Source organism: Modestobacter roseus, from assembly GCF_007994135.1.
GTDB classification, from domain to species: Bacteria; Actinomycetota; Actinomycetes; order Mycobacteriales; family Geodermatophilaceae; genus Modestobacter; species Modestobacter roseus.
Genome location: NZ_VLKF01000001.1, coordinates 1,367,735 through 1,386,949 on the forward strand (window position 1 = coordinate 1,367,735; position 19,215 = coordinate 1,386,949).

Below are 19,215 nucleotides of genomic sequence, written 5' to 3' on the forward strand. Positions count from 1 at the left end.
TAGCGTGAGATCCGTGCTGGGACTCCCCGACGACATCCAGGCCTGCCTCTTCGACCTCGACGGCGTGCTGACCCGGACCGCGACCGTGCACCAGGCCGCGTGGAAGCGCACCTTCGACGAGTTCCTGCGCCGGCGTGACCCGGCCGCGCGGGAGTTCAGCCCCGACGACTACAACCGCTACGTCGACGGCAAACCGCGCGAGGACGGCGTCCGCGACTTCCTGGCCAGCCGGGACATCACGCTGCCGGAGGGCACCGCCGACGACCCGGCCGACGCCGCGACCGTCCGCGCGGTCGCCACCCGGAAGAACGTGCTGCTGCTCCGCGAGCTCGACGAGCACGGGGTGGAGGTCTACGAGGGCTCGATGCGCTACCTGCGTGCGGTCAAGGACGCCGGCCTGGCAACCGCCGTGGTCACCGCGTCCGCCAACGGGGCGCACGTGATCGCCAGCGCCGGGTTCGCGGACCTCGTCGATGCCCGGGTCGACGGCGTGGTGGCCACGCAGGAGGGGTTGCGTGGCAAGCCGGCGCCGGACACCTTCCTCGCCGGCGCCCGGCTGCTCGGGGTCGAGCCGGCCCGGGCGGTCGTCTTCGAGGACGCCCAGTCCGGGGTCGCTGCCGGGCGGGCGGGGGAGTTCGGCTTCGTCGTCGGTGTGGACCGGGTGGGCCAGGCGGCGGAGCTGCGCGAGCGCGGCGCCGACGTCGTCGTGACCGACCTGGCGCAGCTGCTGGAGGGCCGGCCGTGACCGAGGGGCGCGCACACTTCCCGGTCGAGCCGTGGTCGCTGACCGAGGTCGGCGTCGACATGGCCTCGCTGGCGGTCAACGAGTCGGTCTTCGCCCTGGCCAACGGGCACATCGGCATGCGCGGCACGTTCGACGAGGGCGAGCCGATCGTGGTGCCCGGCACCTACCTCAACGGCTTCTTCGAGGAGCGGCCGATGCCCTACGCCGAGGCCGGGTACGGGTTCCCCGAGATGGGCCAGACCGTGGTCAACGTGACCGACGGCAAGCTGATCCGGCTGCTGGTCGGCGACTCCCCGCTGGACCTGCAGTACGGCGACGTCGTCGCCCACCGGCGCACCCTGGACCTCCGCGCCGGGGTGCTGCGCCGGGTCACCGACTGGCGTTCCCCGGCCGGCCGGGAGGTCCGGGTCACCAGCACCCGGCTGGTCTCGCTGGTCCGCCGGTCGATCGCGGCGATCGAGTTCCAGGTCGAGTGCACCGACGACCACGGCGACCTCTACATCGCCCTGCAGTCGGACCTGCTGGCCAACGACGACGTGATCACCACCTCCAGCGACGACCCGCGCTCGGCCGCCGCGCTGGACCGCCCGCTGGTCGGTGAGCTGCACGAGGGCCGGGGCCGGCACGCGGTCCTGGGGCACCGCACCCAGCACAGCCGGCTGCGGATGGCCGCCGGGATGGACCACGACGTCGACGTCCCGGACACCGCGACCGAGGACCTGCTGGTCTCCCCGGACCTGGCCCGGTACACCCTTGCCGCCCGGCTGAGCAACGGCTCCCCGGTGCGGCTGCGCAAGTACCTCGCCTACGGCTGGTCCAGCCGGCGCTCCGCAGCGGCGGTCCGCGACCAGGTGGAGGGCGCGCTGGCGACGGCGAAGCTGGCCGGCTGGGACCGGCTGGTCGCCGAGCAGCGGGAACTGCTGGACCGGCACTGGGACGAGGCCGACGTCGAGATCGAGGGCGACGACGAGCTGCAGCAGGCCGTGCGGGTCGGCATGTTCCACGTCCTGCAGGCGGGGCTGCGCGCCGAGCGGCAGCCGATCCCGGCCAAGGGCCTGACCGGTGACGGGTACGACGGGCACACGTTCTGGGACACCGAGACCTACGTCCTCCCGGTGCTGACCTACACCGCTCCCGGCGCGGTGCGCGACGCGCTGCTGTGGCGCCACTCGATCCTGGACATGGCCCGGCAGCGGGCGCGGGTGCTGGGCCACGACGGCGCGGCGTTCGCCTGGCGCACCATCCGCGGGGAGGAGACCTCGGGCTACTGGCCCGCCGGCACCGCGGCCTTCCACATCAACGCCGACATCGCCGACGCCGTCGCCCGCTACTGGTGGGCCACGCTGGACTCCGACTTCGACCGGGACCACGGCACCGAGCTGCTGGTGGAGACGGCCCGGCTGTGGGCGTCGCTGGGGCACGTCAACGGTGAGGGCGAGTTCCGCATCGACGGGGTGACCGGGCCGGACGAGTACACCGCGGTGGTCGACAACAACGTCTACACGAACCTGATGGCGCAGCGGAACCTGCGCGAGGCGGTGGCCGCGGTGGCGCGCCAGCCGGAGACCGCCGGCCGGCTGCAGGTGGACCCCGAGGAGGTCGACCTGTGGACCCGGGCGGCCGACAGCATGCGGGTGCCGTTCAACGAGAAGCTGGGCGTGCACGAGCAGAGCGAGGGGTTCACCCACCACGAGGAGTGGGACTTCGAGGGCACCGCGCCCGACCAGTACCCGCTGCTGCTGAACTTCCCCTACTTCGACATCTACCGGAAGCAGGTCATCAAGCAGGCCGACCTGATCATGGCGCTGCACCTGCGCGGGGACGCCTTCACCCTCCCGGAGAAGATCGCCGACTTCGCCTACTACGAGGCGCGCACCGTGCGGGACTCCTCGCTGTCCGCCGCCCAGCAGGCGGTGGTGGCCGCGGAGACCGGGCACCTGCAGCTGGCCCACGACTACTGGGGCGAGGCCGCCCTCACCGACCTGCAGAACCTGCACGGCAACAGCGGCCACGGGCTGCACATCGCCTCGCTGGCCGGTGGCTGGACGGTCGCGGTGGCCGGGTTCGGCGGCATGCGCGACCACGACGGTCGGCTGACCTTCGCACCCCGGCTGCCCCCGCGCCTGCGCCGGCTCGCCTTCCGGGTGGTCTTCCAGGGCCGGTGCCTGGCCGTGTCGGTCACGCAGCAGCAGGCGACCTACCGGCTGGTCTACGGCGACGAGCCGCTGCAGATCGCGCACCACGGCGAGCCGTTCACCGTCACCGCCGAGCCGGTCACCCGGGACGTGCCGCCGGCCCCGGACGTCGAGCCGGTGCGCCAGCCCCCGCACGCCTCGCCGCGCCGCCGGCACCGCCCCACCAGCGACTGAGGACGCCCTCGTGCCGACCGACGATCCCGAGCACCCGCACGTCGGGCGGCCGCAACGGGCGTTCGGGGGGCCGGGTCGCAACGGGCTGGGCATGACCCGTGGCCACCGCCGGGGCGTGGCCGACGACGTCTTCGCCAGCAGCGCCGACCGGCCGGGGGTGGCGGACTGGGCCTGGCGCGCCGGGTGGACGCGGGTCGAGGCGACCGGTCCCCGGTACGGCGTCGCCCAGGAGCTCGTCCGTTCGGCGCCTGTCCGCCGGATCGACGCCGACCACCGGCCTCGCGACGTGATCGCCGGCTCCGCGGGGGACCTCGACCTGCTGGCCTTCGACATCGCGGTCCGCGCGCGGACGGGGGCGATCCCCGAGTGGGCGGTGACGGCGGTGCCGCTGCCCGACGGTGCGCCGGCCGTCCGGGTCAGCCCAGCCCGGCTGTGGAGCCACGGTGCGCAGGAACTGACGCAGGCCGCGACCGGCGACGATGCACTCGATCGACGATGGCGCATCCTCGGCGACGACGACCGCGTCGCGCAGCTGGCCGGGGACCCCGCACTGCAGCAGGCGCTGCTCGCCACCGACGACGGCGACGACATCTGGACGGCAGCGGGCCACGTCGCCGCGCTCCGACCGGACGGCCACCGGCCGCAGCTGCTGGAGCACCACGCCCGCCTGCTCGCCGTCGTCCACCGCGCGCTCACCCGGTACGCCGGCTGACGACCGGCGTCAGCGCAGCAGGGCGCTCTCGCCCACCAGCCACCAGGTGCCCAGGACCAGGGCACCGACGTCGACCAGCAGGAACACCCCGACCCACACCACCCCGGGCACCCGGGTCAGGCGGGCGAGCTGGTCGGCGTCGGAGTCCCGCGCGGCCCCGCGGCGCCGCTTGGCCTGCAGCTCCCACACGGTCACCGGCGCGGCGACCAGCAGGAACCACGTGACGCCGTGGGCGAAGACGGCCTGCCACTGGGCCGGGAGCCACCAGGTCGCCGCGAAGACCAGCGTGCCGGTGACCAGCACCGACCAGAGCCCGTACCAGTTGCGGATCTGCACGAGCAGCAGCGCCAGCAGCCCGAGCAGTGCCCAGAGCAGGCCGACGGCGTACCCGGCCGCCAGCAGTGCGGCGGCCCCGAGCCCGAACAGGCCCGGCCCGGTGTACCCGGCCGCGGCGGTGAACACCATGCCGGCGCCGGTGGGGCGGCCGGCGGACACGGTGACCCCGGAGGTGTCCGAGTGCAGCCGGATCCCGGCCAGCCGGCGTCCGGTGGCCAGCGCGGCCAGGCCGTGGGCGCCCTCGTGCGCGATCGTCACCGCGTGGCGGGTGTGCCGCCACAGTCCGGGGGCGAGCACCAGCAGCAGCGCAGCGGCGGCGCTGAGCGCCAGCAGGCCGGTCGACAGCGGGGGAGAGGTGGCGCTGACCTGCCGCCAGAACTCCTCGACCACCGTCACGCCGGGCATCATCACCGTTGCGCCTGTGCAGCGCCCGTGCGCCGCGCGGGACCCTCGTCACCTGCCCGTCACAGTGGGCGGCGATCCTGGGGGCATGACGAGCACGCAGCAGGCGGTGACCGCGGACGATCTCCCGGTCACCGTCTCCTTCACCCGGCGCGCCGACCCGGCGCACGCGGTGCAGATGAGCGCCTGGATCCGGGCCGGGCTGACCCTGGCCGAGGGCGCCCCCGGCTTCCTCGGCGGTGGCTGGGTCCAGCCCCGCAACGGTGCGGACGAGTGGCACATGCTGTGCCGGTTCGACTCCCCGGCCACCCTCGCCGCCTGGGAGGCCAGCCCGGAGCGCCAGTGGTGGCTCGGCTCGGCGCAGGGCCTGGCCGAGATGACCCGCACCGAGCGGCGCACCGGCATCGAGGGGTGGTTCGACGCGCCGGTCGCCGCGGCCGAGGAGGTGGCGCCGCAGCCGGCGCCGCCGCGCTGGAAGCAGGCGACGACGATCTGGCTGGTCTTCTTCCCGCTCAACCTGCTCGCCACGGTCACGCTCGGGGCCCTGCTCGCCGACGTGCACGTGGTGGCCCGGGTCGCCGCGCTGACCATCGTGCTGACGCCGCTGATGACCTACCTGCTGCTGCCCTGGATCACGCGGCAGCTGTCCTGGTGGCTGGCCGGCCGCCGCTGGCGCGACCGCCGGGTGGGCTGACCACGGGCGCCGGCGCCGTCACACCAGGTCGGCGTCGTGGGTGAGCAGGGCGACCTGCACCCGGTTGGTGAGCTCGAGCTTCACCAGCAGCCGGGAGACGTGCGCCTTGACGGTGGCAACGCTGAGGTACAGCTGCGCACCGATCTCGGCGTTGGACAGCCCCTGCCCGACGGCGAGGGCCACCTCGTGCTCCCGGTCGCTGAGCAGGGCCAGCCGGGCGCGGGCGCGGGTGCGTCGGTCGTCGGTCGCCGGGGCCGCGGCGTCGGCGACGTGCGACATCAGCCGGCGGGTGACGGTGGGGGAGAGCATCGGCTCGCCCGCGGCCACCCGGCGCACCGCGTCCACGATGGCCGCGGGCGGGGTGTCCTTGAGCAGGAAGCCGCTGGCCCCGGCCCGCAGTGCCCGCAGCACCTGGTCGTCGGCGTCGAAGGTGGTCAGCACGATCACCTCCGGACCGCCGGACTGGTGCCGCAAGCGCTCGGTGGCGGTGAGCCCGTCGACGCGGGGCATCCGGATGTCCATCAGGACGACGTCGGGGGAGGTGGCCGCCACCGCCGCCGGCACCTCGGCGCCGTCGGCGACCTCACCGACGAGCGCCAGGCCGTCGGCACCGCCGAGCACCATGGCGAGGGCCGCGCGGACGAGCGGGTCGTCGTCGACGACGAGCACCCGGACCGGTCCCGTCACGCCGGGTGCTCCGCCGGCCAGGGCAGCTCCGCGCGCAGCCGGAACTCCCCGTCCGCCGTCCAGCCGTGCTCGAGGTTGCCACCGCCCAGGCTGACCCGTTCCAGCAGGCCCACCAGGCCGGTGCCGGCCCCGGGCAGCGCGGGTGCGGTGTCGCGCCCGGCCGGGGCCGGGTTGCGCAGCTCCACCACCAGCCCGGTGCCCGGGGCGCCCTCGACCAGCACGGTGGTGACCGTGCCGGGAGCGTGCTTGCGCGCGTTGGTCAGCCCCTCCTGCACCACCCGGTAGGCGCTGCGGCCCAGCCCCGGGGGTGCGGCGGCCAGCTCGGGCACCCGGTACTGCACGCGCAGTCGCACCCCCGCGCGGCGGCTCTCCTCGACCAGCACCGGCACGTCGGCGAGCGTGGGCTGCGGACGGGTGCCCGGGTCGCCACCGCCCGCACCACCATCGCCCTCACCACCATCGCCGTCCCCGTTGTGCCGGAGCACCCCGATGACCTCCCGCAGGTCCTCCAGCGCCTGCCGGGCGCTGGCCCGGACCACCCCGGCGGCCTGGGCGACCTCGGCGGCCGGGGCGTCGGGGCGGAACTCCAGCGCCCCCGCGTGCATGCTCAGCAGCGACAGCCGGTGGGCCAGCACGTCGTGCATCTCGCGGGCGATCCGGGTGCGCTCGGTGTGCCGGGCCTGCTCCACCCGGAGCTGCTGCTCGTGCTCGGCGCGCAGCGCCCGGTCGTGCAGCGACAGCACCAGCTGCCGGCGGGCCCGGACGAACATGCCCCAGGCGACGACGGCGGCGGTCGCGACGAGCCCCAGCAGGGTGAGCGCCCAGGTCGGCACCTCCGGGTCCGGCCGGACCAGGAGGTACACCGAGAAGGAGGCGACGCTGATCCCGGTGACGGCCGCGACGGTGGGCCAGCGGCGGTGCACGGCCACGGTGAAGAGGCTGAACAGGCAGGCGATCGCGACCATGTCGGAGAAGGACGCGACCAGCGCCAGGGCGACGGCCACGCCGACCGGCCAGCGCCGCCGCAGCCACAGCGCCGCGCAGCCGAGCGAGCCGAGCACCAGGTCGGCGAACAGCAGCCCGTCCGGCGGCGGCTCGGGCTGGCTGAGCGCGCTGCCCAGGAGCACCAGCCCGACCAGCACCGACACCACGAAGGCGGTGACGTCGACGGTCCAGTCGCGGAACGACCGGCGCACCCGGCGCCGGCCGGCCGTGCTGCCGCCGGTGTCCGGGCCGCGCTCCGGAGCCGCACCCGGATCGGCCAGCAGCTGGGCCGGCACCAGGAAGGGGTGCTCGACCCCCTGGTCCGCCGCCCCTCCGCCCTCTGCGGACCCCGGGTGGGTGGTCATGGTCACCCCCGGAGGCTACGGGCGGGGACGTGCTCCCGGAACCGACCAAGGTCTACCTCCCGGACGCCACCGGTCGGACGCCGGAGGTGATCAGCTACTTCCGGCCGATGTGCGGAGCCGATCGGGTGGAGCAGGGTCTGGCCCATGATCACCATCGAGCACCTGACCAAGAGGTACGGCGCCCAGGTCGCCGTGTCCGATGTCTCCTTCACCTGCCAACCGGGCACGGTCACCGGCTTCCTCGGCCCGAACGGCGCCGGGAAGTCGACCACCATGCGGTCCCTGGTCGGCCTGGCCACCGCGACCAGCGGCACGGCGACCATCGCCGGCCGGGCCTACCAGGACCTGCCCAACCCCGGTCGCCAGGTCGGCGTGCTGCTCGATGCCGGCGCCCAGCACGCCGGCCGCACCGGCCGCGAGGTGCTCACGCTGTCCGCGATGACCCTCGGGGTGGGGCGCCAGCGGGTGGACGACGTCCTCGGCCAGGTGGGCCTCGCCGGCCGGCCCGCGGGCAAGCGGCTGGGCAACTACTCCCTCGGCATGCGCCAGCGCCTGGGCCTGGCGACCGCGCTGCTGGGTGACCCGCAGGTGCTGGTGCTCGACGAGCCGGCCAACGGCCTGGACCCCGAGGGGATCTTCTGGATGCGCGGCCTGCTGCGGGGCTTCGCCGACCGCGGTGGCACGGTGCTGCTCTCCTCGCACCTGCTGCACGAGGTGGAGGCGGTCGCCGACCAGCTGGTGGTCATCTCCGGCGGGCGGATCGTCGCGCAGGGGACCAAGTCCGAGCTGCTCGCCGACACCGGCGGCACCCTGGTGCGCGGACCGGACCGTGCCCTGCTCGCCAAGGCGCTGGAGACGGCCGGCATCGGCGTCTCACCGGGCCCGGACGACGCCCTGGTGGCCGACGCCGAGGCGCTCGCCGTCGGGCAGGCGGTGGCGGCGGCGGGCGTCGTCGTCACCGAGCTGCGGCCGGCCGGGGGAGCGGGGCTGGAGGACCTCTTCCGGTCGCTCACCAGCTCCGACTCCGGCAACGGCCAGCAGGTGCAGGAGGTGCTGGCATGACCGCCCTGTCGTCGAACACCGCGACCCTGGACGCCGATCGGCCCGGGACCGGGGCCACTCCCAGAACGCCGTCCCTGGCCACGCTGGCCCGGGTGGAGCTGCGCAAGTCCTACGACACCCGCGCCGGACGCTGGCTGCTGATCGTCATCGGTCTGGCCGTCGTCGCCGTCCTCACCCTCGCGCTGTTCGTCCCGGACATCCCGAAGAGCTTCGCCGACCACCTCGAGTTCACCCAGTTGCCGATGAGCATCCTGCTGCCGGTGCTCGGCATCCTGCTGGTCACCAGCGAGTGGTCCCAGCGCACCGCGATGACGACGTTCACCCTGGTGCCCCGCCGGTCCCGGGTGCTCGTCGCGAAGATGCTCGCCGGTGCCGCGCTGGCCCTGCTGGGCGTGGCGGTCGCGACGCTGGCCTCCGCGCTGACGACGGTGCTCACCCCGGTGTTCACCGACGTGGCCACGGACTGGAACGTCAGCGGCGTGCTGCTCGGGCAGGTGCTCGTCGTGCAGGTGGTGTCGGTGCTGGCCGGCATCGCGTTCGGCATGCTGCTGCTGAGCTCGCCACTGGCGATCGTCACGTTCTTCGTGCTGCCGACCGTGTTCACCATCCTGGTCGGCGTGGTGCCGGCGCTGGACTGGGTGCGCGACTGGCTGGACCTCGGGACGACGTCGATGCGGCTGTTCCAGGAGGGCCTGGACGCGCAGGACTGGGCGCAGTTCGGCACCTCGGTGGCGCTCTGGGTCGCGCTGCCGATGGTGCTCGGCTGGATCCGGATCCAGCGCAGCGAGATCAGCTGAGCGCACCGGACCTGACCCGCCGGCCGGCGGCGGGGACGACCCCGCCGCCGGCCGGCTCAGGCGTGTTCGCCGGGCATGCGCCGTTCGCCGCTGAGGTGCCGGGCGGTGTTGACCAGCCCGACGTGGCTGAACGCCTGCGGGGTGTTGCCCAGGTGCCGGCCGGTGCGCGGGTCGTACTCCTCGCTCATCAGGCCCAGGTCGTTGCCCAGGCCCAGCAGCCGCTCGAACAGCTCCCGTGCCTCGGCCGTGCGGCCGATGCCGTTCAGCGCGTCGGCGAGCCAGAAGCTGCACAGCAGGAACGGCGCCTCGTCGCCCGGCAGGCCGTCGACCCGTCCGTCGGCGTGGGTGTGGTACCTCAGCAGGAACCCGTCGTCGGTGAGCTCGCGCTGGACGGCCTCCACGGTGCCCACGACCCGCTCGTCGTCCCAGGGCAGGAAACCGACCTGGGGGATCAGCAGCAGGGCCGCGTCGAGCCCCTCGGACCCGTAGAACTGGGTGAAGGTGCGGCGCACCGGGTCGTAGCCGCGGGCGCAGACGTCGTCGTGGATCCGCTGGCGCAGCTCCCGCCAGCGCTCGACCGGCCCGTCCAGCCCGTGCCGTTCCACCGCCTCGACCGCGCTGTTGACGCCGGCCCAGGCCAGCACCTTGGAGTGCACGAAGTGCCGGGGCTCGCCGCGGACCTCCCACAGGCTGTTGTCCGGGGTGTCCCAGACGCTCTCCAGGAAGGTCATCAGCTCCTTCTGCACGGCCCAGGCGTCATCGGTGGGGCAGAGGCCGGACTCGCGGGCCAGGTGCAGCCCCTCGAGCGTCTCGCCCCAGACGTCGAGCTGGAACTGCCCGGCGGCCGCGTTGCCCACCCGCACGGGAGGCGAGTCCTCGTAGCCGGGCAGCCACGGCAGCTCGTACTCCGGGATCCGCCGGGAACCGTCCAGCGCGTACATGATCCGCAGGTCGCTCGGGTCACCGGCGACGGCGCGCAGCAGCCAGTCCCGCCAGGCCCGGGCCTCCTCCAGGTAGCCGGTGCCGAGCAGCGCCTGCAGGGTGAACGTCGCGTCGCGCAGCCAGCAGTACCGGTAGTCCCAGTTGCGGCTGCCGCCGAGCTCCTCGGGCAGGGAGGTGGTCGCGGCGGCGACGATCCCGCCGGTGGGCTCGTAGGTCAGCGCCTTGAGCGTGATCAACGAACGGCGGACCGCGGGCCCCCACTCGCCGTCATAGCTGCAGTGGCCGATCCACTCGGCCCAGAACTCCTCCGTGCTCGCCAGCGCGCTCTCGGCCTCGATCGGCTCGGGCCGCGGCAGGTGCGAGGGGGAGTGGGTGAGCACGAACGGGACGCGCTCGCCGGCCACGACCTCGAACTCCGCCGCCGTGGTGTGGTCCTGCCCGTGCAGGTCGACCGGCGTCGCCAGGGACACCTGGTCCGGGCCGGCCACCGCGACCAGGACGCCGTCCACCGACCGCACCCAGGGCACCAGGTGGCCGTAGTCGAACCGCAGGACCAGGTCCATCCGCATCGCCACCCGGCCGGACAGGCCCTCCACGATCCGGACGACGTCGGCCCCCTCGCCCCGGGGTGGCATCAGGTCGATGACCCGGACGCTGCCGGTCGGCGTCTCCCACTCGGTCTCCAGGACCAGCGAGTCACCCCGGTACTGCCGGCGGGTGCAGGCACCGCCGGTGGCCGGCGCGAGCTGCCAGCGGCCGTTGCGCTCGTCGCCGAGGAGGGCGGCGAAGCAGGCGGCGGAGTCGAACGACGGCAGGCACAGCCAGTCGATCGAGCCGTCCTTGCCGACCAGCGCGGCGGTCTGCAGGTCGCCGATCAGGCCGTAGTCCTCGATCGGGCTGGGCATGGTCGTCCTCCTGGGGGTGGGTGGCCGGGGCTGGGCCGCACCGGTGGCGCACGGACGACGCCCTGGTCCACCTACCGACCAGCTCTCGTCGGCAAACCACGTCGTACGCCATCGTGACCGTTATCCCCAACTATTTGTCCAATCAAGGCTGACAGGCCACAACCGCAGCACTGAGACACGAGGCTTGCCTGCAAGCGGCCGGCTGCACGGACCGACAGAACTGTCGGCCCCGCTCACTACCGTCGCCGCATGGCGGCTGCAGCTGGCGACGGGGGAGAAGCGGTGTTCGGTGAGGACGCCGACGAGTTGGGCCGGGAGCTGATGACCATGCGGTTCGACCCCGGCAGCGGTTCTCGAGTGGTGGCAACCGGGACGTTCCGACCTGACAGCCCGCTGCTGCGCGCCATCCGAAGGGCCGAGTTCGTGGAACTGTTGAAGGACACGCGGTCCCTGGCCGACGGCGCGCGCGAACTCCGGAGCCGGGACGAGCGACGGGTCGACGCGTTCGTCGCAGTCGCGCTCGCGGTGGGAGAGGCTGCTGCAGCTCGACGATGACGATTCTGCGTGTCTCACCGGTGAGACATTGAGTGCCATGGACTCGGTGAGCGTGCGCGAGCTGCGGAACCATGGGGGAGAGGTGCTGGACAAGGTCGCCCGTGGGGCGGTCCTCGCCGTCACCCGGGACGGCACGGAGGTGGCCGAACTGCGCCCGCGGCCCCGCCGGGGACCCTCGCCGACGGAGCTGGTCGCCCGGCGGCGGTCGCTGCCGCTCGTCGATCCCGACGGTGATCCTGCTGGGCCGCCTGTCGGACCCGCAGGTCCTGCCGGATGAGTCGGTCATCAGTGCCGTGACGCTCGCCGAACTCTCCCTCGGTCCGCACGTGGCGCGATCAGAGCGGGAGCGGGTCGCGCGTCAGGCGCACCTCCAGCAGGCGGAGGCGGACTTCGATCCGATCGCCTTCGACGCCACCGCTGCCCGGGCGTTCGGGCGGGTGGCTGCCTCGCTGCGATCGGCTGGTCGGAAACCGGCGGCACGGGCGTACGACGCGCTGATCGCCGCAGCGGCCATCGCCGAGGGCCTTCCGCTCTACACCTGCGACCCGGACGACATCACCGCGATCGACGACCTCGATGTCCGTCCGGTGCCACACCCCGACCGTTCGTCGTCGATGGCCGGGCGGCCCGGCGCACAGCACGGCTCGGATGTCGGTGGTCGGGTCTAGCGTCGGCCCCCACCGCACCAGCCGCTGACCAGCAGGGAGACCGCCGTGAGCACGCTGCTGGACCGTCCGGAGTCCGCCCTCCTCGTCGTCGACGTGCAGAACGGCGTGGTGGACGGCGCACCTCGCCGCGACGAGGTGGTGGCAGCCATCGGCGGGCTCGTCGGCCGGGCCCGGCGCGCGGGCGTGCCGGTCGTCTGGGTGCAGCACTCCGACGACGAGCTGGCGCAGGGGAGTGACGCCTGGCAGCTCGTCCCAGAGCTGTCCCGCCGGGAGTCCGAGCCACTGGTGCACAAGAGCCACGGCGACTCGTTCGAAGGCACCGACCTCGAAGGTGTGCTGGCAGCCCTGGCCGTCGGGCACCTGGTGGTCACCGGCGCCGAGACCGACGCCTGCATCCGGTCGACCATTCACGGCGCGTTCACCCGCGGCTACGACGTCACGCTGGTCGCCGACGCGCACACCGCCGGTGACAAGACCGCGTGGGGAGCGCCGCCGGTCGACCAGGTCATCGCGCACACCAACCTGTACTGGGGCTTCCAGTCGGCGCCAGGACGCACCGCGGACGTCGTGCCCGGCGCGGAGGTGTCGTTCAGCTCCTGAGAGCGGGTCCGCCGTCCACTACTTGACATAATGTCGATTATCGGCGCGACGTTGACCTGGGCGGAGAGGGGTTGCCGACCCGTCGAGACCTGGCACGTCCGCCGACGTCGATCGAGTCGTCCACCCGGCGCCGACCCGTCTCGTCGGGTCGACCGGCCTGGCCGGTCCTCGCGGTCCGACGCCACCCGGCGGCCTGGCGTGTCGGTCCAGCCGTGCCGGTCCAGCTGTGGTGCCGTCCGGCGGACCGGCTGTCGTCATCCGTCGCGAGCCGATCACGATCGCCGGAGTCTCGACCGCTCGGTGATGATCGACATGGGCTCCTCGGCGTCCAACGGCCCCCTGGGGCCACTCCCCTCTGGTCCAGGGCACCACCCGTCATTACGTCAGAGTGACGTAATGACGGGTGGTGCCTCCCGTTCGACGGGCGGTGTGCCGGGTGCGTCCTTAGGCTCGCGTCATGAAGACCCCACGTCCGGTGACCGCACTGTTCCTCGCGTTGACCCTCGCGGCCGGGCCGGCGGTACTGACCGCCTGTGGCAGCAGCGAGGAAGGCGTCCTGGAGACCGGCACGATCGACGACAGCGAGGTGCAGAACACCTCGGGCGCGGACGAGGGCGACGTCGAGCGGGGCGGCGTGCCCGACGTGGACGACTCGGGGACAGGCGAGGGCGACGACTCCGACGACTGATCCTGCGGGGGTGTACCGCTCCCCCGGCGGTGCACTCGGGCGCAGTGAATTACGTCACGGTGACGCTTTCTGACGTGCTGCCGGGGTCGGCCTGGCTCAACCAGCGTTGCGCCCGTTGAGCCAGAGCCGGTCCAGCCGGCCGGTCGAACGGACCAGCTCGGCGAAGGAGCGCTCCATCTCCGCCTTGGTGGGCTTCTCCGTCAGCATCGTCTGCACGTCCTCGATCGCGCAGCGCAGCTGGTACAGCCGATCCTGGAGGGCGTCGAGCTCGGCGCGGGTCACCAGGACCACGTCGTCGGACAGGCCGGCCTTGGCGCTGGCGGAGCGCTGCTCGTAGGCGCGCTGTCGACACGCCTGGCCGCAGTACAACCGGGGCCGCCCGACGGACTCCTGGGTGGGCAGCGGAGTGCGGCACCACCCACAGCGGCGCTCCTCGCCCTCGCGCTGCCGCCGGCGCACCGGACGGCTGCCGACCTGCTGCTCGACCTCCACGACGGCGACGGTAGACGGACGGTCCGACAGCTCCGGGCGGACACGCCCGCCGCCGTGCACCAGTTGGTCGTCCACGAACCGGTCGACCAGCACGCCTCGTCGGGCACCCTGCGCGGAGCCGGCGGGCGACGCCGCTAGCGTGTTGGGGTGCCCGGCCCGCGCTTCGCCTTCCTCGACGGGCCCACTCCCCTCGCGATGGCCCACCGCGGGGGCGCCATCGAGCACGTGGAGAACACCGCCGGGGCCTTCGAGGCCTGCGTGGCGCTGGGTTACCGGTACCTGGAGACCGACGTCCGCGTCACCTCCGACGGCGTCCCCGTCGTCTTCCACGACGCCACCCTGGACCGGGTCACCGACCGCACCGGCCGGGTGGACGCCCTGCGCTGGAGCGAGCTGCGCACGGCGCTGATCGGCGGCCGGGAACCGATCATGGCGCTGGAGGACCTGCTGGGCGCCTGGCCGGACGTCCGCTTCAACCTCGACGTCAAGGCTGCCGGGGTCCTCGCCCCGCTGGTGCGCACCGTGCGCCGGCTGGCCATCGAGGACCGGATCTGCCTCGGCTCCTTCTCCGACGCGCGGATCGCGGCCGCCCGCAGGATGTTCGGGCCCGAGGTGTGCACCTCCCTGGGGCCCAAGGGGGTGGCCGCGCTGCGGCTGTCCTCCTACTCACCGCGCGCCGCGGGGCTCGTGCGCATCGAGGCCGGCTGCGCCCAGGTGCCACTGGCACTGGGTGGGCGGCCGCTGGTCGACGAGCGGTTCATCGAGGCGGCGCACGCCCGGAGCCTCCAGGTGCACGTGTGGACCGTCGACGACGAGGGCGACGCGGCGAAGATGCTCGACCTCGGGGTCGACGGGGTGATGACCGACCGGCCGGCGATGCTCCGGGACGTGCTGGTGAACCGCGGTCAGTGGACCGGCGCGTGATCGGCCGGCTGGGCGCCCGCATCCGTGACTGGCGTCCTGCCCCACCACCGCTGCCGCCGGAGCTCGCCGGGCTGGCCGGCCCGGACGACCCGGACTGGTTCGCCCGGGAGCTGGCCATCGCCGCCGCGCCGCCGTGGTGGTTCTGGTGCGGGCTGCTGCGCACCCTGCACCGGGTCCCGGGCCTGTTCGGCCGTCTGGAGGTCACCGGGGGCATCCCCGAGGAGTGGCTGGACGGTCCGCTGCTGCTGGCGGTCAACCACATCGGCGACTTCGACACCTTCGTCGTCGCCGCCGCGCTGCACCGGGCCGGGGTGACCCCGCGCTTCATGGCGACCCGCGGCATCATGACCGCGCCGGTCGCCGGCGCGCTGCTGGAGCGATCCGGCGGCATCCGGGTCGACCGCGGTACCGACGTCGCCGCGCACGCGCTGCGGGTCACCCGGGTGGCGCTGGCCGCCGGCGGGCACGTCGTCGCCTACCCCGAGGGGCGGGTCGGGCTGACCGCCGACGGCTGGCCGGAGCGCGGGCGCACCGGGCTGGCCCGGATGGCGCTGGCCGCCGACGTGCCGGTGATCCCGGTCAGCCAGTGGGGCGCCCACGAGGTGCTGCAGTACGCCAACGACTGGGGCAAGCTGCGCACCGCGCTACGGGCGCTCTGGCGGCAGCCGGCGCTCCGGGTGCACATCGGTGCCCCGGTGTACTTCGAGGACCTGGCGCCGGGCCGGGTGGGTGACGCCAACCGGGCCCGGGTGCGGATCGCCGCGGCGCTGACCCGGGGTCTGGCCCCGCTCCGGGCCGGGGAGCCGGCCGACCGGATCGCGTTCGCCGACCCCACCCGACCCACCAGCGCGGTGGCCGCCTTCCCGGGCGGCGTCGTGCCGGAGGACATCCCGTGACCGGACATCCCGTGACCGGTCGGTGCTGGACCCGCCCCCCGGCGGCTGACACCCTGCGCCCGTGACCGACGCACCCCCGGCCCCCACCGGGTCCGCCGTCCCCCGTGCCGACCGTGCGCTGCGCCGGGAGCGGGGCGGCTGGTACTCCTACGACTGGGCGATGTCGGTCTTCAACACCTCGGTGACGACCGTCTTCCTCGCCCCGTACTTGACCTCCATCGCCGAGGCGGCCGCCGACGCCGATGGGCGGATCCACCCGCTGGGCATCAGCGTCCCGCCGGGGAGCTGGTTCGGCTACGTGCTGTCGCTGTCGGTGGTGCTGCAGGTGCTGGTGCTGCCGATCACCGGCGCGATCGCCGACCGCAGCGGGCACAAGCGCCAGCTGTTGGCCGGGTTCGCCACCGTCGGGTCGGTGGCCACGATGGCGATGTTCTTCGTCGCTGGTGAGCGCTACCTGCTGGGGGCGGCGCTGTTCGTCGTCGCCAACCTCTGCTTCGGGGCGGCGACCGTCGTCTACTACTCCTGGCTGCCCGACCTGGCCGGCCCCGACGAGCGGGACGCCGTCTCCAGCCGGGGCTGGGCCTTCGGCTACCTCGGCGGGGCGCTGCTGCTGGCGGCGAACCTGGCGCTGTTCACCCAGTACGAGTCCCTGGGGCTCACCGAGGGCGAGGCGGTGCGGATCTGCCTGGCCTCGGCCGGGATCTGGTGGGCCGGGTTCACCGTCGTCAGCGTCTCCTTGCTGCGGAACCGGCCACCGCGGGAGTCCGCCGTCGTCCCGGGCGGCGGGGCGCTGTCGGGGGGCTTCCGGCAGCTGGCCGCCACGCTGCGGGACATGCGCCGCTACCGGCTGACGCTGTGGTTCCTCGGCGCCTACCTGCTCTTCAACGACGGCGTGCAGACCATCATCGGCGTCTCGGCCCAGTACGGCGCGGAGGAGCTGGAGCTCTCCCAGACGACGCTGGTCTCCACCATCCTGCTGGTCCAGGTGGTCGCCTTCTTCGGGGCGATGGGGATGGGCCGCATCGCCGCGGTGATCGGCGCCAAGCGCACCGTGCTCGGCGGCCTGGTCGTCTGGACCGGGGTGCTGGTGGCCGCCTACTTCGTCCAGGCCGGCGCGGCCGTGCAGTTCTACCTGCTCGCCGTCGTCATCGGGTTCGTGCTCGGGGGCACCCAGGCGCTGTCCCGGTCGCTGTTCAGCCAGCTGATCCCGCCGGGCAAGGAGGCGGAGTACTTCGGCTTCTACGAGCTCAGCGACCGCGGTACGAGCTGGCTGGGTCCCTTCCTGTTCGCCCTGACCTACCAGCTGACCGACTCCTACCGGTACGCGATCTTCAGCCTCGTCCTCTTCTTCGTCCTCGGCGGGTTCCTGCTGGCCCGGCTGGACATGCGCCGCGCCATCGTCGAGGCCGGCAACACACCACCGGAGCGCCTGTGACACCCGCCCCCCTGGCCGGCCCCACCGACCTGCTGGAGGTGGTGCCCGTCGCCGGTGACCGGCGTCGGCACCCGGCTCCGGCGCACCTGACGTTCTTCCACGGCCCGATGGACTGCGGGAAGTCGACCCTGGCGCTGCAGGTCGACCACAACCAGAGCCGGCAGGGCCGCCACGGGCTGCTGCTCACCCAGGGCGACCGCTCGGGTGCCGCGCAGATCAGCTCCCGGGTCGGGCTGCGCCAGGCCGCGGTGGAGGTCGACGCCGGCACCGACGTCCGGCTGCTCGTCCGCGACCGGTGGGCGGCCGGTCAGCGGGTCGACTACCTGATCGTGGACGAGGCGCAGTTCCTCACCGGCGAGCAGGTCGAGCAGCTGGCCGAGCTGGTCGACGAGTCGCACGTCGACGTCTTCGCCTTCGGGCTGACCACCGACTTCCGGGCGCGCCTCTTCCCGGGCACGCAGCGGTTGTTCGAGCTCGCCGACGACGTCCAGCGGGTGCAGGTCATGGTGCTGTGCTGGTGCGGGCTGCCGGGGCTGCTCAACGCCCGGGTGGTCGACGGCGAGATGGTCCGCGAGGGCGCCACCGTCGTGGTCGCCGACACCGAGCCCGCCCTCCCGCCGGATGGCGCCGGGAGTGAGCCGGCCGTGCGGTACCAGGTGCTGTGCCGCCGGCACCACGCCAACGGCCAGCTCGGCCCGACGCCGACCGGGCCGGGGCAGCTGGCCCTCCGCTGACCGGCGCCACTCCCCCCGTGGGGGTGGTTGATCGCTGGTTCATCACCCCATGCGATGATGAGCAGTCGAACGACACGGAATCTCTTTCCGTCATCTGTCGTTGACCTCTGCGACACCCCGAGCCGGATGCGTGAGCAGTCGGCCGTCCGGGCAGTCTCAGACCAGACCGAGATCAGCACGAGAGGACGGTGTGCCATGGGCGAGCGTTCCCTGCGCGGAAGCCGACTGGGCAGCGTGAGCTACGAGACCGAGCGCAACACCGCGCCCATCGAGCGGCAGTACGCCGAGTACAAGTGCGCCCAGGGTCACCTGGTCACTGTGCCCTTCGCCGACGACGCGGAGCTCCCCGACACGTGGGAGTGCAAGTACGACGGCTCGGCCGCCAAGCTGGTCGGTGGCTCCGAGCCCGCCCCCAAGAAGGTCAAGCCCCCGCGCACGCACTGGGACATGCTCCTGGAGCGTCGTTCGGTGGACGACCTCGAGGAGGTGCTCGCCGAGCGCCTCGAGGTGCTCCGCGGGCGGCGCACCCGCGCCAGCTGACGCAGCAGCACGACAGCGAACGGCCCCGGTGGGAGATCTCCCACCGGGGCCGTTCGGCGTCCGGGCCCGGTCAGCGCCCGGACGGGCCGTCCTCGACCTCACCCTCGACCACGCGTCCTTCGACCACGCGCCCCTCGATCACCCGGTGCGCCGGGCCCGCGCGGTACACGTCGGTCCCCCGCACGTCGGACGGGGCGTCGGCCACGGTGCCGTCGACGGTGCGGGTGGCCTGCACGCGCACCGGGCCGAGCCAGCGGGCGGGCAGCCGGTGGGCGATCCCCCGGGCGATGAGCGCGCGCGGCAGCGCCCGGGTGCCCGGCAGCAGGCACATCAGGCCCAGGACGTCGCCGATGAAGCCGGGCAGCACCATCAGCAGCCCGCCGAGGGCGACCAGTCCGGCGTCCCCCAGGGCGCGGCCCGGCGCCCGGTGCTCCTCGGCCCGCAGCCGCAGCTCGGTGAGCGCCCGGGTGCCCTGGCGGGCCAGCAGCAGCCCGCCCAGCGCGCTGGTCGCCAGCGCCAGCAGCAGCGTCCAGCCGACGCCGATCCAGCTGGCGACGAGCACGAAGACGACGACCTCGGCCAGTGCGCCCAGTCCCACCGCCGTCCGCCAGCGCGAGGACGCCCGCCGCCGCGGGGTGTGCCCGCCGATCGCGGAGCCCATGGCCATGTGTCTCTCCTCTCCG

General features: G+C 73.8%; 22 protein-coding genes. 16 read left to right on the plus strand and 6 right to left on the minus strand.

Translation table 11 applies throughout. The annotated features are described in order from the left end of the window. The first annotated feature begins 13 nt into the window (after positions 1-13). From JD78_RS06505 to JD78_RS06515, 3 genes are read left to right on the plus strand one after another with little or no spacing between them, the layout of a single operon-like run. Positions 14-745 carry an HAD family hydrolase gene (locus JD78_RS06505; protein ID WP_153362260.1) on the plus strand — a complete coding sequence of 244 codons (732 nt, stop codon included), beginning with the start codon at positions 14-16 and terminating at the stop codon, positions 743-745. Beyond that, complete coding sequence (locus tag JD78_RS06510) at positions 742-3,114, plus strand: glycoside hydrolase family 65 protein (RefSeq protein WP_194290570.1); 2,373 nt, start codon at positions 742-744, stop codon at positions 3,112-3,114. The genes JD78_RS06505 and JD78_RS06510 overlap by 4 nt, the downstream gene beginning before the upstream one ends. Before the next feature lie 10 nt (positions 3,115-3,124). After that, positions 3,125-3,826, plus strand: a complete 702-nt coding sequence (locus tag JD78_RS06515; protein ID WP_153362261.1) for a hypothetical protein — start codon at positions 3,125-3,127, stop codon at positions 3,824-3,826. Between the two features lie 9 nt (positions 3,827-3,835). Here the strand turns inward: JD78_RS06515 and JD78_RS06520 are convergent, their stop codons facing one another. After that, a complete protein-coding gene (locus JD78_RS06520) occupies positions 3,836-4,558 on the minus strand; it encodes a M50 family metallopeptidase (protein WP_208104010.1) in 723 nt (240 codons plus the stop codon). 94 nt (positions 4,559-4,652) lie between these two features. Here JD78_RS06520 and JD78_RS06525 point away from each other — a divergent pair, with 94 nt between their 5' ends. Next, on the plus strand, positions 4,653-5,258 hold the full coding sequence (locus JD78_RS06525) for an antibiotic biosynthesis monooxygenase (RefSeq protein ID WP_153362263.1): 606 nt from the start codon (positions 4,653-4,655) through the stop codon (positions 5,256-5,258). An 18-nt stretch (positions 5,259-5,276) separates the two neighbouring features. Here the strand turns inward: JD78_RS06525 and JD78_RS06530 are convergent, their stop codons facing one another. Next, positions 5,277-5,945 (minus strand): response regulator transcription factor, encoded by a 669-nt coding sequence (locus JD78_RS06530; protein ID WP_208104011.1) that lies wholly within the window; start codon positions 5,943-5,945, stop codon positions 5,277-5,279. After that, positions 5,942-7,294 carry a sensor histidine kinase gene (locus JD78_RS06535; RefSeq protein WP_153362269.1) on the minus strand — a complete coding sequence of 451 codons (1,353 nt, stop codon included), beginning with the start codon at positions 7,292-7,294 and terminating at the stop codon, positions 5,942-5,944. The genes JD78_RS06530 and JD78_RS06535 overlap by 4 nt, the downstream gene beginning before the upstream one ends. A 144-nt stretch (positions 7,295-7,438) precedes the next feature. Here JD78_RS06535 and JD78_RS06540 point away from each other — a divergent pair, with 144 nt between their 5' ends. Both JD78_RS06540 and JD78_RS06545 read left to right on the plus strand, forming a co-directional pair. Then, on the plus strand, positions 7,439-8,356 hold the full coding sequence (locus JD78_RS06540; RefSeq protein ID WP_153362265.1) for an ABC transporter ATP-binding protein: 918 nt from the start codon (positions 7,439-7,441) through the stop codon (positions 8,354-8,356). After that, positions 8,353-9,153: an ABC transporter permease subunit gene (locus JD78_RS06545; RefSeq protein ID WP_153362266.1), complete on the plus strand. Its 801-nt coding sequence runs from the start codon at positions 8,353-8,355 to the stop codon at positions 9,151-9,153. The genes JD78_RS06540 and JD78_RS06545 overlap by 4 nt, the downstream gene beginning before the upstream one ends. 56 nt (positions 9,154-9,209) lie before the next feature. Here JD78_RS06545 and JD78_RS06550 read toward each other — a convergent pair whose 3' ends face one another. After that, positions 9,210-11,000: a glycoside hydrolase family 15 protein gene (locus JD78_RS06550; RefSeq protein WP_166521036.1), complete on the minus strand. Its 1,791-nt coding sequence runs from the start codon at positions 10,998-11,000 to the stop codon at positions 9,210-9,212. Positions 11,001-11,249: 249 nt separating this feature from the next. Here JD78_RS06550 and JD78_RS06555 point away from each other — a divergent pair, with 249 nt between their 5' ends. The 5 genes from JD78_RS06555 (at position 11,250) to JD78_RS06575 (ending at position 13,511) form a co-directional block, all read left to right on the plus strand. After that, positions 11,250-11,555, plus strand: coding sequence for a hypothetical protein (locus JD78_RS06555; RefSeq protein ID WP_166521037.1), 306 nt, complete (start codon positions 11,250-11,252; stop codon positions 11,553-11,555). A 37-nt stretch (positions 11,556-11,592) separates the two neighbouring features. Next, the gene (locus JD78_RS06560; RefSeq protein WP_208104012.1) at positions 11,593-11,832 is read left to right on the plus strand and encodes a type II toxin-antitoxin system Phd/YefM family antitoxin; all 240 of its coding nucleotides are present in this window, start codon (positions 11,593-11,595) and stop codon (positions 11,830-11,832) included. Continuing rightward, entirely contained in the window at positions 11,786-12,223 is a 438-nt protein-coding gene (locus JD78_RS06565) for a PIN domain-containing protein (RefSeq protein WP_243730991.1), read from the plus strand. The genes JD78_RS06560 and JD78_RS06565 overlap by 47 nt, the downstream gene beginning before the upstream one ends. Positions 12,224-12,268: 45 nt before the next feature. Then, positions 12,269-12,823 carry a cysteine hydrolase family protein gene (locus JD78_RS06570; protein ID WP_166521038.1) on the plus strand — a complete coding sequence of 185 codons (555 nt, stop codon included), beginning with the start codon at positions 12,269-12,271 and terminating at the stop codon, positions 12,821-12,823. A gap of 457 nt (positions 12,824-13,280) precedes the next feature. Beyond that, a complete protein-coding gene (locus JD78_RS06575; RefSeq protein ID WP_166521039.1) occupies positions 13,281-13,511 on the plus strand; it encodes a hypothetical protein in 231 nt (76 codons plus the stop codon). Positions 13,512-13,607: 96 nt separating this feature from the next. Here the strand turns inward: JD78_RS06575 and JD78_RS06580 are convergent, their stop codons facing one another. Further along, on the minus strand, positions 13,608-14,003 hold the full coding sequence (locus JD78_RS06580) for a hypothetical protein (RefSeq protein WP_243730992.1): 396 nt from the start codon (positions 14,001-14,003) through the stop codon (positions 13,608-13,610). Positions 14,004-14,150: 147 nt separating this feature from the next. On the opposite strand from JD78_RS06580, the gene JD78_RS06585 reads away from it, so the two are divergent. The 5 genes from JD78_RS06585 (at position 14,151) to JD78_RS06605 (ending at position 18,532) form a co-directional block, all read left to right on the plus strand. Further along, positions 14,151-14,927, plus strand: coding sequence for a glycerophosphodiester phosphodiesterase family protein (locus tag JD78_RS06585; protein ID WP_153362538.1), 777 nt, complete (start codon positions 14,151-14,153; stop codon positions 14,925-14,927). Then, positions 14,924-15,823, plus strand: a complete 900-nt coding sequence (locus tag JD78_RS22535; protein WP_267128586.1) for a lysophospholipid acyltransferase family protein — start codon at positions 14,924-14,926, stop codon at positions 15,821-15,823. The genes JD78_RS06585 and JD78_RS22535 overlap by 4 nt, the downstream gene beginning before the upstream one ends. A 61-nt stretch (positions 15,824-15,884) precedes the next feature. After that, positions 15,885-17,258 carry an MFS transporter gene (locus JD78_RS06595; protein WP_153362537.1) on the plus strand — a complete coding sequence of 458 codons (1,374 nt, stop codon included), beginning with the start codon at positions 15,885-15,887 and terminating at the stop codon, positions 17,256-17,258. Next, entirely contained in the window at positions 17,255-17,992 is a 738-nt protein-coding gene (locus JD78_RS06600; RefSeq protein WP_166521040.1) for a thymidine kinase, read from the plus strand. The genes JD78_RS06595 and JD78_RS06600 overlap by 4 nt, the downstream gene beginning before the upstream one ends. Before the next feature lie 195 nt (positions 17,993-18,187). Continuing rightward, complete coding sequence (locus JD78_RS06605) at positions 18,188-18,532, plus strand: RNA polymerase-binding protein RbpA (RefSeq protein WP_153361160.1); 345 nt, start codon at positions 18,188-18,190, stop codon at positions 18,530-18,532. Between the two features lie 70 nt (positions 18,533-18,602). Here the strand turns inward: JD78_RS06605 and JD78_RS06610 are convergent, their stop codons facing one another. Next, positions 18,603-19,199: an FxsA family protein gene (locus JD78_RS06610; RefSeq protein WP_228395237.1), complete on the minus strand. Its 597-nt coding sequence runs from the start codon at positions 19,197-19,199 to the stop codon at positions 18,603-18,605. Positions 19,200-19,215: the final 16 nt, after the last annotated feature.

What these genes read in the sequence shown, in the direction of transcription:
- JD78_RS06525 (WP_153362263.1), top strand. Translation starts at nt 4,653, where the DNA reads ATGACGAGCACGCAGCAGGCGGTGACCGCGGACGATCTCCCGGTCACC.
- JD78_RS06535 (WP_153362269.1), bottom strand. Translation starts at nt 7,294, where the DNA reads ATGACCACCCACCCGGGGTCCGCAGAGGGCGGAGGGGCGGCGGACCAG.
- JD78_RS06540 (WP_153362265.1), top strand. Translation starts at nt 7,439, where the DNA reads ATGATCACCATCGAGCACCTGACCAAGAGGTACGGCGCCCAGGTCGCC.
- JD78_RS06545 (WP_153362266.1), top strand. Translation starts at nt 8,353, where the DNA reads ATGACCGCCCTGTCGTCGAACACCGCGACCCTGGACGCCGATCGGCCC.
- JD78_RS06550 (WP_166521036.1), bottom strand. Translation starts at nt 11,000, where the DNA reads ATGCCCAGCCCGATCGAGGACTACGGCCTGATCGGCGACCTGCAGACC.
- JD78_RS06555 (WP_166521037.1), top strand. Translation starts at nt 11,250, where the DNA reads ATGGCGGCTGCAGCTGGCGACGGGGGAGAAGCGGTGTTCGGTGAGGAC.
- JD78_RS06560 (WP_208104012.1), top strand. Translation starts at nt 11,593, where the DNA reads ATGGACTCGGTGAGCGTGCGCGAGCTGCGGAACCATGGGGGAGAGGTG.
- JD78_RS06575 (WP_166521039.1), top strand. Translation starts at nt 13,281, where the DNA reads ATGAAGACCCCACGTCCGGTGACCGCACTGTTCCTCGCGTTGACCCTC.
- JD78_RS06605 (WP_153361160.1), top strand. Translation starts at nt 18,188, where the DNA reads ATGGGCGAGCGTTCCCTGCGCGGAAGCCGACTGGGCAGCGTGAGCTAC.
- JD78_RS06610 (WP_228395237.1), bottom strand. Translation starts at nt 19,199, where the DNA reads ATGGCCATGGGCTCCGCGATCGGCGGGCACACCCCGCGGCGGCGGGCG.